Annotated in this window: 10 protein-coding genes and 1 pseudogene; 3 read left to right on the forward strand and 8 right to left on the reverse strand. The window is 40.9% G+C overall.

Annotation, left to right across the window (positions count from 1 at the left end; genetic code table 11):
• Positions 1 to 17 precede the first annotated feature (17 nt).
• The 7 genes and pseudogenes from parC to AB8618_RS13190 all read right to left on the reverse strand — a co-directional run bounded on the left by parC (position 18) and on the right by AB8618_RS13190 (position 7,796).
• The gene (gene parC / locus AB8618_RS13160) at positions 18 to 2,315 is read right to left on the reverse strand and encodes a DNA topoisomerase IV subunit A (RefSeq protein ID WP_010391560.1); all 2,298 of its coding nucleotides are present in this window, start codon (positions 2,313 to 2,315) and stop codon (positions 18 to 20) included.
• Positions 2,316 to 2,325: 10 nt separating this feature from the next.
• On the reverse strand, positions 2,326 to 3,420 hold the full coding sequence (locus AB8618_RS13165) for a PQQ-dependent sugar dehydrogenase (protein WP_413400775.1): 1,095 nt from the start codon (positions 3,418 to 3,420) through the stop codon (positions 2,326 to 2,328).
• Between the two features lie 31 nt (positions 3,421 to 3,451).
• Positions 3,452 to 5,341: a DNA topoisomerase IV subunit B gene (parE, locus tag AB8618_RS13170; protein ID WP_413400776.1), complete on the reverse strand. Its 1,890-nt coding sequence runs from the start codon at positions 5,339 to 5,341 to the stop codon at positions 3,452 to 3,454.
• Between the two features lie 20 nt (positions 5,342 to 5,361).
• Positions 5,362 to 5,925, reverse strand: coding sequence for a YqiA/YcfP family alpha/beta fold hydrolase (locus AB8618_RS13175; protein WP_413400777.1), 564 nt, complete (start codon positions 5,923 to 5,925; stop codon positions 5,362 to 5,364).
• Entirely contained in the window at positions 5,910 to 6,695 is a 786-nt protein-coding gene (locus AB8618_RS13180) for a metallophosphoesterase (RefSeq protein ID WP_413400778.1), read from the reverse strand. The genes AB8618_RS13175 and AB8618_RS13180 overlap by 16 nt, the downstream gene beginning before the upstream one ends.
• Positions 6,682 to 7,140 carry a DUF1249 domain-containing protein gene (locus AB8618_RS13185; RefSeq protein ID WP_055012529.1) on the reverse strand — a complete coding sequence of 153 codons (459 nt, stop codon included), beginning with the start codon at positions 7,138 to 7,140 and terminating at the stop codon, positions 6,682 to 6,684. The genes AB8618_RS13180 and AB8618_RS13185 overlap by 14 nt, the downstream gene beginning before the upstream one ends.
• Before the next feature lie 30 nt (positions 7,141 to 7,170).
• Positions 7,171 to 7,796, reverse strand: a pseudogene (locus tag AB8618_RS13190) (NUDIX domain-containing protein).
• A gap of 202 nt (positions 7,797 to 7,998) precedes the next feature.
• Here AB8618_RS13190 and tolC point away from each other — a divergent pair.
• From tolC to AB8618_RS13205, 3 genes are all read left to right on the forward strand, one after another.
• Positions 7,999 to 9,357 carry an outer membrane channel protein TolC gene (gene tolC / locus AB8618_RS13195; RefSeq protein WP_138608421.1) on the forward strand — a complete coding sequence of 453 codons (1,359 nt, stop codon included), beginning with the start codon at positions 7,999 to 8,001 and terminating at the stop codon, positions 9,355 to 9,357.
• Positions 9,358 to 9,463: 106 nt separating this feature from the next.
• The gene (gene lpxL, locus AB8618_RS13200) at positions 9,464 to 10,387 is read left to right on the forward strand and encodes an LpxL/LpxP family Kdo(2)-lipid IV(A) lauroyl/palmitoleoyl acyltransferase (RefSeq protein ID WP_138609260.1); all 924 of its coding nucleotides are present in this window, start codon (positions 9,464 to 9,466) and stop codon (positions 10,385 to 10,387) included.
• A 37-nt stretch (positions 10,388 to 10,424) separates the two neighbouring features.
• Entirely contained in the window at positions 10,425 to 10,997 is a 573-nt protein-coding gene (locus AB8618_RS13205) for a toxin co-regulated pilus biosynthesis Q family protein (RefSeq protein ID WP_138609258.1), read from the forward strand.
• 619 nt (positions 10,998 to 11,616) lie between these two features.
• Here the strand turns inward: AB8618_RS13205 and glnE are convergent.
• Positions 11,617 to 14,412 (reverse strand): bifunctional [glutamate--ammonia ligase]-adenylyl-L-tyrosine phosphorylase/[glutamate--ammonia-ligase] adenylyltransferase, encoded by a 2,796-nt coding sequence (gene glnE / locus AB8618_RS13210; RefSeq protein WP_413400780.1) that lies wholly within the window; start codon positions 14,410 to 14,412, stop codon positions 11,617 to 11,619.
• Positions 14,413 to 14,458 lie beyond the last annotated feature (46 nt).

Raw genomic sequence — 14,458 nt, forward strand, 5'->3', positions numbered from 1 at the left:
CTAATTTGATCTCAGGATTAACTTGGCTCTGCGTCTGAGCTTGGTTCATCTACTTGCTGCGGTGTTAACTCTACCACAGCTTCATCAACGCGCTGTAAGCCACGAGGTAACTTATTCCCCCTGCGCCCTCGCTCACCATGATAGTGCTCAAGGTCGCTTGGTTTAAGGGTCAGCTTACGTTTACCTGCATGCAGCGTAACACTACTGCCTTGTGGTACAACAGCTAATACTTTTACAAACTCTTCGCGGGCTTGCACTTTCGCACCCGGAATAGAAATAATTTTATTGCCCTTACCCTTACCTAGCTTAGGTAGGTCACGCAGTGGGAATAACAACATCCGCCCTTCGTTAGAAATCGCCATACAGTAGTCAGTAGCCACGTCGTTAACGCGAATTGGCGAAAGTAATACACCACCTTTTGGCACACTCACTAACGCTTTACCGTTTTTGTTTTTGCTCACTAAATCTTTAAAGTCAGTAATAAAGCCATAACCAGCGTCGGAGGCCATTAACAACACTTGAGCGTCTTCACCCATAACTACATGCTCAAAGCTGGCGCCCGAGGTTAAGTTAAAGCGCCCTGTCATTGGCTCGCCTTGGCTTCGCGCTGAAGGGAGGCTATGAGCATCAGTAGCAAATGCACGCCCTGCTGAATCTAAAAATACCGCTGGTTGATTACTTTTACCTCTCGCTGATGCTCTATAGCCATCACCAGCGCGGTAATTTAATCCTTCCACATCTAAGTCATGCCCCTTACCAACACGTGCCCAGCCTTTATCTGATAACACCACGGTTACTGACTCTGATGGTATTAAATCTTTTTCGCTTAGTGCTTTAGCTTCTACACGCTCAATCACTGGCGAGCGGCGATCATCACCATACATTTCTGCGGCTTCTTGAATTTCTTTTTTCAATAAGGTCGACATGCGACGGTCTGAGCCCAGTGTTTGCTCTAATTTGTCACGCTCTTTCGCCAATTCATCTTGCTCACCACGAATTTTAAACTCTTCAAGTTTTGCTAAATGACGAAGTTTTAATTCTAAAATGGCCTCTGCTTGAATATCTGTTAAATCAAAGCGTTCCATCAATATTGGTTTAGGCTTATCTTCAGAGCGGATGATTTCTATGACTTCATCAATATTTAAAAAGGCAGCTAGTAAACCTTCTAAAATATGTAATCGTGCCAGCACTTTATCAAGTCGATATTGCAAGCGACGACGTACCGTTTCGCGTCTAAAGGTTAACCACTCAGTTAAAATACTCCGTAAATCTTTAACCTGTGGACGGCCATCTAAGCCGAGCATATTTAAATTTACGCGGTAATTTTTTTCAAGATCGGTGGTGGCAAATAAGTGTGCCATTAATGGCTCAGCTTTAATTCGGTTTGAACGCGGCACAATCACAATGCGGGTCGGATTTTCATGATCAGATTCATCACGTAAATCAGCAACCATCGGCAACTTTTTAGCATTCATTTGCGCTGCAATTTGCTCAAGTACTTTTGCACCCGAACATTGATGCGGTAACGCAGTAATAACTATATCGCCCTGCTCTTCACAATACACAGCGCGCATTTTAATTGAGCCACGGCCAGTTTTATAAATTTTGTGAATATCAGCTTTTGGCGTAATTATTTCAGCATCAGTTGGGTAATCTGGCGCATGTACTAAATCCAGTAACTCTTCGAGTTCTGTTTTTGGTTTATCAAGTAATAAACAACAGGCACTGGCTACTTCACGCACGTTATGCGGCGGTATATCGGTTGCCATACCTACCGCAATACCGGTGACACCATTAAGTAATATATGCGGTAAGCGCGATGGCAATACTAAAGGCTCATCCATGGTGCCGTCGAAGTTTGGCGTCCAATCAACGGTCCCTTGGCCTAACTCTTTAAGTAATACTTCAGAGAATTTAGATAAACGCGCTTCAGTATAACGCATTGCCGCAAACGACTTAGGATCATCTGCAGCCCCCCAGTTACCTTGACCATCAACTAACGGGTAGCGATAAGAAAACGGCTGCGCCATAAGTACCATGGCTTCATAACAGGCACTATCACCATGAGGATGGTATTTACCTAATACATCACCCACGGTACGGGCTGATTTTTTGTATTTAGCACTTGCCGATAACCCCAATTCACTCATCGCATAGATAATACGACGCTGAACGGGTTTTAGGCCGTCACCAACGTGCGGTAAGGCACGATCCATGATCACGTACATTGAATAATTTAAATAAGCGTCTTCGGTAAAACGCCCCATTGTTTGCTGTTCAATTCCTTGCATTAGCAAGGTATCTGTATCACTCATTAAAGCTTACCTAGTTTTTCTTATAGCTTACGCGGTAAATTACGTTAGCGTAATCATCGCTTACCAATAGACTGCCATCATTTAATTGTGCAAATGCAACAGGGCGTCCAAATGTAGTTTCGTCTTGCATAAAGCCGGTGATCAATGGCGTATATTTAGTTACTTTGGCATTTTCTATGGTTGCCACAGCCACTTTATAACCGACCCTTTTGGAGCGATTCCATGAACCATGCTCAGCAACAAACAACTGTTGTTTGTAGCTATCTGGGAACTGTTTGCCGGTATAAAAATGAATACCTAGTGGCGCAACATGCGCCCCCAATGCCAATGCAGGTTGAGTGTAATCAGCAATATTTTTGCCTTCACCAAACTCAGAATCAACAATAACGCCACCATGCACGTATGGAAAACCAAAGTGCTCTTCTTCCTTAGTGACTCGGTTTAGCTCATCGGGAGGAATATCATCCCCCATCATGTCGCGGCCGTTATCGCTAAACCATAGCATTTGCGTACTCGGATGAAAGTCAAAACCCACCGTATTACGTACACCTTTGGCTAAGGTCGTTATTTCTTTGGTGTCGGTATTTAACGAAAAAATACGGCCAAAGCGAGCATTTTCTTCACAAATATTACACGGTACGCCCACGGGAATTATCAGCTCGCCGTTTGGTGCAAAGCGCAAAAACTTCCAACCATGGTGACGCTCTGACGGTAAATCGCTATAAAACACTTCATACTCAGGATTTTTGAGGTGTTTATCGATATTTTTAAAACGAATAATACGGTGCACTTCACCGACATATAAGTCGCCGCCTTTAATTGCTAATCCCGAGGGCATATTTAACCCCTCTGCAATCACTATTTTTTTATCAGCAACGCCATCGCTGTTATGGTCAATCAGTGCATATACATTACCCGCCTTACGCGACCCTGCATACACTATACCTCTGTTTGATACTGCAATTTGCCGGGCATTTTCAACATCATCAGCAAATAAGCTGATTTCAAAACCCGGTGCAACCGTCAGCTTGTCGAGTATATTTTTCGCCATCACTGGCGATGATATTAAGCCGAGTAACAACAGTGTGCTAAATAACTTATTCATTTGCCTCTCCTGCTTTAAGCCCAAAGGCTTATTAAACTTGTGCCTTGTTACCGTGATCTTCTAACCATTGACGGCGATCTGATGAGCGCTTTTTAGCGAGTAGCATATCCATCATTTCCATCGTTTGCTGCTCTTCATCAAGAGTAAGCTGTACTAAACGGCGAGTATTTGGGTCCATGGTTGTTTCACGCAATTGTAGCGGGTTCATTTCACCCAAACCTTTAAAGCGTTGTACGTTTACTTTGCCACGTTTTTTTTCTGCTTCTATGCGCGCTAAAATGCCGTTTTTTTCATCTTCATCCAGCGCATAGTAAACATCTTTGCCAATATCAATTCTAAATAACGGTGGCATAGCAACATACACATGTCCGGTTTTAACCAACTGTGGAAAATGTCGCACAAATAAGGCACATAGTAAGGTGGCAATATGCAGTCCATCGGAGTCAGCATCCGCTAATATACAAATTTTATTATAACGTAGTCCCGACATATCGGCTGAGTCTGGGTCTATACCTAGCGCAACTGAAATATCGTGCACCTCTTGAGAGGCCAAAATTTGCCCTGACTCAACCTCCCAAGTATTTAAAATTTTACCTCTTAGCGGCATAATTGCTTGGAACTCACGATCTCGTGCTTGCTTTGCCGAGCCGCCTGCAGAATCACCCTCTACTAAAAACAATTCTGTACGGTCATTATCCGCAGCGCTACAGTCGGTAAGCTTACCCGGTAATGCTGGACCTGATGTTACTCGTTTACGGACTACTTTTTTAGCCGCACGTAAGCGACGCTGTGCATTAGAAATACATAATTCAGAAAGTAGCTCTGCGGTGTCAGTGTGCTCATTTAGCCATAGGCTAAAGGCATCTTTTACTACACCCGATACAAACGCAGCACATGAACGTGATGAGAGTTTCTCTTTGGTTTGTCCTGCAAATTGTGGGTCTTGCATTTTAACCGACAACACATAACTACAACGTTCCCAAATATCATCTGGGGTGAGCTTTACGCCACGTGGTAATAAATTTCTAAACTCACAAAATTCACGCATTGCTTCAAGTAAACCTTGGCGCAGACCATTTACATGGGTGCCCCCTTGCGCGGTAGGAATTAAGTTTACATAACTTTCGGCTATCGACTCACCACCTTCAGGCATCCATACTACCGCCCAATCAGCGCCTTCAATAGAACTTGAAAACTCACCCACAAATGGGTCTTTAGGTAGTATTTCGTAACCTTTAACGGCTTCAATTAAGTAATCTTTTAAGCCTGTTTCATAAAACCATTCTTGGGTTTCTTTCGTTTGTTTATTTACAAACTTAATACGCAAACCTGGGCATAAAACCGCTTTGGCTTTTAATAAGTGATTAAGCTTAGTCAAAGAAAAATTAGCAGAGTCAAAATAGCTGGTGTCTGGCCAAAAACGAACAGTAGTACCGGTGTTGCGTTTACCCACTGAGCCAATCACATTTAAATCTTCAACTTTATCGCCATGCTCAAAAGCCATTCTAAATTGCTGTGCATCACGGCGAACCGTTACTTCCACGCGGGTAGATAGTGCATTAACGACCGAGATACCTACGCCATGCAAGCCACCAGAAAATTGATAGTTTTTGTTTGAAAACTTACCGCCGGCATGCAGCTTAGTAAATATTAACTCAACTCCTGGAATACCTTCTTCTGGGTGAATGTCAATTGGCATACCTCGGCCATCGTCACTCACTTCAAGCGAATTATCTTCATGTAAAATGACATCAATGCGTGTTGCGTGCCCAGCCATTGCTTCATCAACACTGTTATCAATAACCTCTTGGCCTAAATGGTTTGGCCTTGTGGTATCTGTATACATGCCAGGGCGGCGTTTTACCGGCTCTAATCCATTAAGTACTTCAATGGCTTCGGCGTTATAATTTTGTTGAGTCATAGTTTTTATCTTTATATACGCTAATATCTGATTTTAAGAAAATCGACAATGCTTGAAAAAGCTCGTTCAAAGCCATTAAAGCTATGATCGCCGCCAAATTCAATTAACTGTTTACATTGTGAGTAATACTTTATTGCGTGCTGAAAATTTAACACTTCATCCCCTGTTTGCTGTAATAAATATAACAGCTCAGGGTGTTTTAACTCTGTCACCGTTAATGCTTTTAACGCATCTATATGACGAGTTTGTAATTGGTAATTATAATCTTGATACGGATTATAATTAGGCCCAAGTATAGGCTCTAATAATGTATATGGGGCAACGGCAGGATTAATTACCACTGCAGGAATTTGATAACGCTGCGATAAATACGTGGCAAAAAAACCACCTAACGAGCTGCCCAATAATACGGTATTCGGTGTTAATAGTTGCTCAAGCGCTATAATAGCCTCTACAGGCTCATGATTTAAGCGCGGCACACAATAATCAACATCATAGTGTGCCATAAGCTCACCAAAGCGCACAGCTTTATATGATTTTTCAGAGCTATTAAAACCGTGAATATAAATTACCCGTTTAACCATACCACGTCCGAGTGTATGTGCAGCTGTTGTTGCTCAGCATTTAAATACAGCATGCGATAAGCTGACCCTTTATTTTCTTGCTGCCAAGTCTCATTGTGTTTACTAAACTGCACGCAACTTGCAGGAGTGGCGTACACATTAAGCCCTCTAAACTGCTGTTGGTAGTCATTGTGAACGTGCCCATGAAACAGCGCATCAACGCAGCCATTATTAACTAATAAATTTAATAATTGCGGCCCATTTTCTAGCATATGTTTATCTAGGTAGCCATTAATAGGCAATGGGTTATGATGACAAAATGCAATGTGGCGATTGCTTGAATTAACTAAGCACGCCATAATTTCATCTAAATGTGTGGCGCTAACCCACCCTGCTGGTGTATCACCTTTAGAGTTAATTAATATTAGCTCAATTCCTTGCGCCACTATGTGTTTAGCGTGTTGTATTTGCCCGCCACTAATTAAATTAAGCTGTTCAATCTCATCATGGTTACCAGGCACCCAAAATACCGGGCAATCAACGTCACTATTATGAATAAGTTCTGCAAATAATAAATACGAATTAAAGCTGTGATCTTGTGTTAGGTCACCACCAAATATCAACGCATCCGGCTGCTGCTTTGCTATATCAGCCAATGCTTTAACAAAATGTTCAGCGGTATTAACGCCAAAGTATTCAGCATCTTTATCACTAAAAAGGTGGCAATCAGTTAGATGTGCAATTCGAAGCGTAGTTTGTTCAAAATAATAGATGTCATCAAACCAAGCCATTATTTACATCCCAATTAAGTGTTGATTGACCTCTTTCAACACACGCTACCAACCAGTCATACAAAAAAGCATTTAACTGATACTTTTCATCTTTTTGATGCATTTTTGGGTTAGGGTAACCATAAGAAGGCTTAATTCGTTGGTGGTAGTCATGATGAACAATTTCAGCCACCTTCGCATCATTGTACAAACGTACCGTTAAATACAGCGGTGCAATGCCAACGAGCATGCCATTTAACTGTTTAATAGAAACATCAAGTGTGTACTTAGCACTATCATCTATGTGAATTGCAAATTCACTGTGCCCTAATTTAATTTCTCTTACATTGCCAATCACTTGCTCATGAGGCAGTAGTTTTAAAAGGCGTACGTAATTGTGCTCACAAAGCGTTAAATACTTTGGAAGGCTTTGAATGTACCGATTAGTGGTTAAAAGTGCTGTCAAAATACCGCCATTACTATTAAAAATTAAAAACTATGCCCACTTTTTACGTATCTTATCGCGATTTAGCGCTAACCATTGCAAGCAAATTACGGTAGCAGCATTATCTATTTCACCACTATTAAGTCGCTGTAGTGCTTCGTCTACGTGCATAATATGGGTTTTAATATCTTCACCTTCGGTTTCTAACCCATAAATGCCAGTACTCATTTGGCTTAAATCGGCGTGAGCTAAATATAAGAACAAACGCTCTGTAGTACCGCCGGGGCTTGAAAGGTAAGACAACATAAACTCAAGTTCTGTTAAATTAAGCCCCGCTTCTTCAAGCGCTTCTTTTTTAACAACCGCTTCGTAATCTTCACTGCCATCGGTCATACCCGCTATACATTCTAACAGCCAAGGCGTATGTTTGCTTTTAATTGCGCCAATTCGAATTTGTTCTATAAGCAATACTTGCTCAGTGACTGGATCATAAGGTAATACCGCGACCGCATCGCCACGCTCTAAAATTTCTCGACGAATAACCTCAGACTCTCCACCAGCAAACAGGGCATGCTGAAATTGATAAAGGTTTATTTTAAAAAACCCTTATACAAATTTTCAACCGGTTTTAATCTCACATCATCATGGGTAAATTGAGTACGACTTTTATTCGCCATGTTTTTTATTTCCTTTTTGAAAGCGTAGATACATCAACGCCTTGATTGCCAGCCCCATTAAAACGCTAAATTGAGCGAATGAGGCGTGTTAGGTATATATTCTGTTACACTTGAAAACGTTGTTTTACTAATTTTTTTAGTTATTAAGTAAAACAGGTTAACATGCCTGTAGTACAAAAATTGTCTAAGGACCGAACATCACATGAAAAAGAACATCCTTGCAGCACTGGTTAGTTTATCATGCGCATTGGGCTCAACCGTAGCCAATGCTGAAGATTTACTTCAAGTTTTTGAAATCGCAACAGCCAACGATCCTACCGTTTTAAAAGCAAAAGCCCAAGCTGATGCTCAATCATACCAAAGCGATCGCGCTATGAGCGCATTATTACCGCAAATTGGTTTGACTATGGGTTATACAAAGTCTGACTCAACTTCCTTCAGACAATCTGAAGATTTATCTTCTATTAATAAAATTAATTCTGAAAGCGACGAGTTTTCTCGTGGTATTAGCTTAAGCCAAACGTTATTTGATTTAGGCGCATGGAATTCGTTAGGTATAGCCGACAAACAAGCACTTCAAGCAAGCGGTCAATACGACTTTGCTAAGCAAAACCTAATTGTTCGTGTTGCTGAGGGTTATTTTAACGTACTTAGCGCTATTGATAACCTTGAATTTGTACAAGCTGAAAAACGTGCCATTGAGCGCCAACTTGAACAAACTAAACAGCGTTACGCTGTAGGTTTAACAGCTATTACCGATGTACATGAAGCACAAGCACAATTTGATAACTCAGTAGCGCAAGAGATCATTGCTAATAATGCGGTAGAAACAGCCCGTGAGCAGCTACGTGAGATCACTGGTAAGTATCACGCAAAACTTGATATGTTAAACACCAAAACGTTTTCTACTGTTAAGCCAAGTACGCCTGCAACTGATTTAGTTAAAATAGCTAAAGACAAAAATTTGAATCTGCAGGTATCAAAAATCACGGTTGATATAGCTAAAGAACAAATTGAACTCGCAAAAGCAGGTCATTATCCAAAACTAACGTTAAATGCTAGCTACGGCGACTCATTGACAGATAGCGAGTCAAATGGCGTTAGTTTTGACGATCAACCTCGTTCAGATTCTAGCTCTATTGGACTAAACTTTAGCGTACCACTTTACTCAGGTGGCGCAACGGTTGCTGCAACAGATCAAGCACGTGCATTTTACGTTGCTGCTAGCCAAGATTTTGAAACCGATTATCGTGCAGTAACTCGCTCTGTAATTACTTCTTACAATCAAGTGGTATCTGACATTGCGACATTCAAAGCGCTTGAGCAAGCGGTTATCTCAGCAGAAAGCGCATTAAAAGCCACTGAAGCGGGTTTTGAAGTAGGTACACGTACAATCGTTGATGTACTGATCAGTACGCAAAACTTGTACAATGCAAAGCGTAATCTTGCTGATGTGCGTTATCGTTATGTTGTATCAACGCTTCGCTTAAAACAAGCGACAGGAACATTAAGCCGTGAAGATTTAGTGGGTATAAACCAAGGTTTAAATACTGTTAACTAAGCAGACGACTTCATTATAAATAATCACTAAAGCCAGCTTTTTGCTGGCTTTTTGTATTTTTTAACACATAGCGTTAAACTAGCCTTTTATTTTTAGAGAAATTTTTGTGGTTAACTCATCCCCTTTTAAAACCTCTTTTTTAGGTCCTCGTTACTGGCTAACCTGGATTGGCGTTTTGTTTTTATATCTCATTTCTTGGTTACCGCAAAAACTACAATTAGCTATGGGTAAGCAGCTAGGACGCTTGGTTCATAAATATATGAAGCGTAGAAGGCATATTGCTGAGGTTAATATTAAACGCTGTTTCCCCACAATGAGCGAAGCCGAGCAACAACAACTGGTACTTAAAAATATGGAAAATACCGGTATTGCCATGGTTGAAACCGGTATGGCTTGGTGGTGGCCACAATGGCGGGTCAAAAAAGTACTCGGGTCAATAAAAGGGCTTGAGCACTTTGAGCGCGTACAACAATCAGGAAAAGGTGTTTTATTACTTGTTCCACATATACTTCATCTTGAAATGACAAGTCGTGTAATGGGTTTGAAGTGCCAAGGTATTGGCTTTTACCGCCCGCATAACAATCCGCTTATGGAATACTTTACCACCAATGGACGTCTTCGCTCTAATGAATACATGGTTGGGAAAAAAGACGTAAAAGGATTATTAAAATCATTAAAAAATAAAAAGCTGTGTTATTACTTACCCGATCAGGATTATGGCCGTAACCGCTGTGAGTTTGTGCCTTTTTACGCAGTACCCGATACAGCAACAACCACTGGTACACTAATGTTTGCAGGTAGTAAAAACTGCGAAACAATGAGCTTAATTGCTTACAGGGATAACAACGGAAAGTATCACTTAGAAATCGTACCTGAGCTTGAAAATTTCCCAAGCGGCGATGATAAAGCCGATGTAACACGTGTTAATCAGCGCATGGAGCAATCAATAAATGCCGCCCCTGAACAATATATGTGGTTGCATAGACGTTTTAAAACACGCCCAGATAAAGACGCTCCATCTTTTTATTAAAGATGGGTTATTAAAATAACAAAGACGAGTAACAGCCATGTGGTTTTGGATTAGATATATACTTTTAGCTTTATTGTTAATTGGTGCAGCCATTTACTTTTTACTAAATGGTACATCGTCGCTCAATTATCAACAAACCACTAATGCTGCGGCTGAGGGATTATCGCGGTTTTATGCATCAATTAGAGATAGGATTACTACCGATAAAGACAATGACAAATTTGTAATTGAACTCGAAAAACCCGATCTTAGTCTCGACAGAGCGCTAAACCAACGCTCTTTTGTAGTAGAACCCATGCCTTTAAATTGGAGTGGAGAAGTAGGCCCGCGTCGCTTTCAACCTGATTCAACCTTACGTACCGTTCTTACCCAATATGCTAATAACGAAGGGGTTACATTATTATGGTACTTAGATAAGGATTACGTTGTTAAAGATCACTTTCGAATCGATAGCAGTTTTAATTCCGCTTTATACCGCGTTAGCCGCTCTATTAATGATGACTTTTCAAATGAAGTGTATGCGTTCTTCTGCCCTAAACAACGTGCAGCGGTCATTACCGAGCTACCGTCTGAATTTGTACGTACACACTGTTTAAAGCTAAGCAATTAACTAGGGTCTGTTGACCTTTCAAGGTTGAGTTTGCAGCAGTCTGTTTGGTATTTAGGCAAGGCAGAGCCTATCTATACCCAAGTTGCCTTAATCTGCGAGTTTCAGTTGGAATTAAAAGCTATTTTGACAAGGCATTGATTGAAAATAATGGTTATTCCCTTGTTAAAATCAATAACGCAGTATAAATAGCTTTTAAACCAACCCGCAGGGCGTTTCACAGAAACTTACTCCCTTTATTGTTCCTTTTTAAAAGGGACGACCATTATTGCAAAGGGAACGCCTTGATATTAAGTCCCTGTGAAAAGCTGAATTCTGCATATTGAGGCAATTTGGGTATAATGTGGTTATTCCCCATAAATAGGCGATAACGTGGAATAAATGCCAAACAGGCGCTGCCCGAAGGGTTCTGCCTAGGGGCAATTAACTCTTTGTTGCCTACATGGATGTAGGTAAGGGGCGTGAGCAGGACGCGGAAGCTTTGCTCGGTTCTTACTTAGCCCACTAGGTTACAAACCTCGCGCCGCGACTAAATTGCCCCTAGTTTGAACAAATATCAATCCGCAAAGATCAACAGACCCTTGGCTTTATAAGCGCTCAATAGTCATTGAGCGCTTATAAATCAGTCCAACTCAAAAATAGCTTTCCAAACAGCAGTTACATTATTGATATCTTTACTAAAATCTTCACGTTTTACACAACGACCCTGCTGATCTAAGCTCAACACATGATAGCGTGAGCGATAATCTATATAAGCTTTAATAAGTTGCTGTTTCTGTGTGTCTGTAATGCAACCAATTTTAGCCGCGTCCGTTAAAATTCTGACATTGTCAGAATTGTCGCATAAGTGGTTAAACTCATGAGCGTACTTTAATACTAAATATTGGGTGATAAACTCAATATCGGTCATCGCCCCCACGTCTTGTTTTAAATCAAACTGCTGCTCGTTACCTTTAGCTAAATGACCACGCATTTTTTCGCGCATTTTAATCACGTCGGTTTTTAACAGCTCAACATCACGTTTTTGACACAATATCTCGGCGCGAATTTGTGCAAAACGCGTTACTAATTCAGTTTGCCCCAAAATCAGCCTCGCTCTGACTAAAGCTTGATGCTCCCACGTCCATGCTTGAGTTTGTTGGTAATGATTAAAACTCTCTAAGTTAATCGCTAATAACCCTGACGCCCCCTCTGGGCGAAGTCGAGTATCTAATTCATATAAAATACCTGAGGCAGTACGGGTATTAAATAAATGCATTAAACGCTGTGCTAGCTTTAAATAAAATTGCCTTGAGTCAATTGCCTTGTCGCCACAGGTATAGCTGGTACCGTCATGGTTATGCACGAACACTAAATCGAGATCAGAGTCATAACCCACCTCAAAACCACCGGTTTTTCCATACGCAATAACGGCAAAGCCTTTATGTTCATCATCGGTATTAGGTGGCATGCCAAAACGTTTAACACAATGATACCAAGCAATATTAACAGCCTGATCAACTATCGCTTCTGCAAGTGCGGTTAAGTGATCGCTTACTTTCATTACATCAATTACGCCAGTGGCATCTGCGGCGGCAATACGTAATTGGTGGGTTTGTTTAAACTGACGTAATGCCTCCATTTGTTGTTCAAGATCGTCATGTTCAATACGTAAAAAATACTGTCTTATTTCATCTTTATATGCTGTTAATGGGGTCGGTTTGTATAGCACTGCAGGGTCGATAAGTTCATCGAGCAAAATGGGATACAATGAAATATGCTCTCCAATCCACTTACTATGGCAACAGAGCAAAACTAACTGCTTTAACGTTCCAGGGTTTTCATACAACAACTCTAAATAAGCGGTGCGCGAAATAATTTTATTTAGTATTTGACATACCGTTGTAAACGCACTGGCAGTAGCATTAAAGTCATTTAATTGCTTGAGCAATGCAGGCATTAATTTATCAAGAATATCGCGTCCACGGTTGCCCACTTTGGCTTTAGATAGGCGCTGTTTGAAGTCATGTAATGGTGTTTGCCACTCTTCTCTTGGTTCATTCAAAAAGCTAACATCACCATGATCCCAAGTACTTATAAACGCGCCTTCACAAGTATCAAGTGGTTCGGTTTCTTCACCAATTACCTGAATAAACTCATTATGAATTTGCGCCATGACCTGTTCTATTTTTTCAATAGCTGAGTCAAAATTACCTTGCTTCAACAATACATTCAGCCGTTGCTGATTTAGCTCATCATCAGGCAGAGTTTGTGTTTGCTGATCATCAAAAATCTGTAGGTATTGCTCTACCATACGTAAATAAAGATAGTTATTTTTAAGCCCTCTGGCTTCATGCTCATCAATCACTTGGCTAAAAGTTAGCTGCTCTAATGCAGTTAATAGAGATTGTGTTTGTAAATTTGCTTCTCTGCCGCCCCTGACCATTTGCAATGCTTGAACAATAAATTCAACTTCGCGAATGCCGCCACCACCTAATTTAATGTTATTAGTTAAGCGCTTACGACGCACTTCTTGGGCAATCATGAGTTTCATTTTTCTAAGCGATTCAATCACAGAAAAATCAATGTAGCGGCGATAAACAAAAGGTCTCAGCAAAGTATTAAATTCCTGCCAATAACGACTAGGCGTGCCAATTAATCGCCCTTTTAACATCGCGTAGCGCTCCCAATCACGCCCTTGCTCTTGGTAATAGTCTTCAATGGCATTAAAGCTCATCACCAACGGACCACTTTCACCAAATGGGCGCAGACGCATATCAACCCGAAATACTTGGCCATCCACGGTGCATTGGTTCAGGGCTGTAATTAACTTTTGGGCCACTTTAGTATAAAAAACAGATGCTTCGAGCGAGCGACGACCACCTTGGGTTTTAACGTTGCGGGGGTATGCAAAAATAAGGTCTATATCAGATGAGTAATTTAGCTCTTGCCCTCCTAACTTCCCCATGCCTAGTACCATTAATGGTAAAGCGTTTTTATCTTCATCTAATGGTTCACCATTAGTTTTAGCAACATTATTGTAGGCCCATTGATTAGCACTATCTATCAGTTTATTGGCAAGTTCACTAATGTATTTAATGCTATCCGCAATTGAGTTTTCACAACATAAGTCTAAAAAAGCGACTTTTAGCCAGTACTTTTCACGATATTGGCGCAGTAATTGATGACACTGCTGCTCTTCCACTTCATTTATATTAAGTGTTGCAAAGGGATCTGAAATTTCTCTATTATTAATTTCAACTTCGCATAGCAACCAAGACAACAGCGAAGGTTGAGAGCTTAAACTGCGCCAAGCAAAATCACTTAACGCTAATAAACGCACGAATTGCTGCTGGATTTGTTGTTCGGGATACAGCGTTGCAAAACGCGTTTCACCCAGTTTTTGTAATTCAATAGGAAGCTGCGTGTCGTTACTCATCAATACCCTCTTTTATCTCACCAATAACCATACTAGAATGGTTAAA

Source organism: Pseudoalteromonas sp. RW-H-Ap-1, from assembly GCF_048318575.1.
In the GTDB taxonomy this organism is placed as follows: domain Bacteria; phylum Pseudomonadota; class Gammaproteobacteria; order Enterobacterales; family Alteromonadaceae; genus Pseudoalteromonas.

Bases quoted from the DNA above. Each gene is read 5' to 3' on its own strand.
- glnE (WP_413400780.1), bottom strand. From the start codon at position 14,412: ATGAGTAACGACACGCAGCTTCCTATTGAATTACAAAAACTGGGTGAA.
- parC (WP_010391560.1), bottom strand. From the start codon at position 2,315: ATGAGTGATACAGATACCTTGCTAATGCAAGGAATTGAACAGCAAACA.
- AB8618_RS13175 (WP_413400777.1), bottom strand. From the start codon at position 5,925: ATGGTTAAACGGGTAATTTATATTCACGGTTTTAATAGCTCTGAAAAA.
- parE (WP_413400776.1), bottom strand. From the start codon at position 5,341: ATGACTCAACAAAATTATAACGCCGAAGCCATTGAAGTACTTAATGGA.
- AB8618_RS13205 (WP_138609258.1), top strand. From the start codon at position 10,425: ATGTGGTTTTGGATTAGATATATACTTTTAGCTTTATTGTTAATTGGT.
- AB8618_RS13165 (WP_413400775.1), bottom strand. From the start codon at position 3,420: ATGAATAAGTTATTTAGCACACTGTTGTTACTCGGCTTAATATCATCG.
- tolC (WP_138608421.1), top strand. From the start codon at position 7,999: ATGAAAAAGAACATCCTTGCAGCACTGGTTAGTTTATCATGCGCATTG.
- AB8618_RS13180 (WP_413400778.1), bottom strand. From the start codon at position 6,695: ATGGCTTGGTTTGATGACATCTATTATTTTGAACAAACTACGCTTCGA.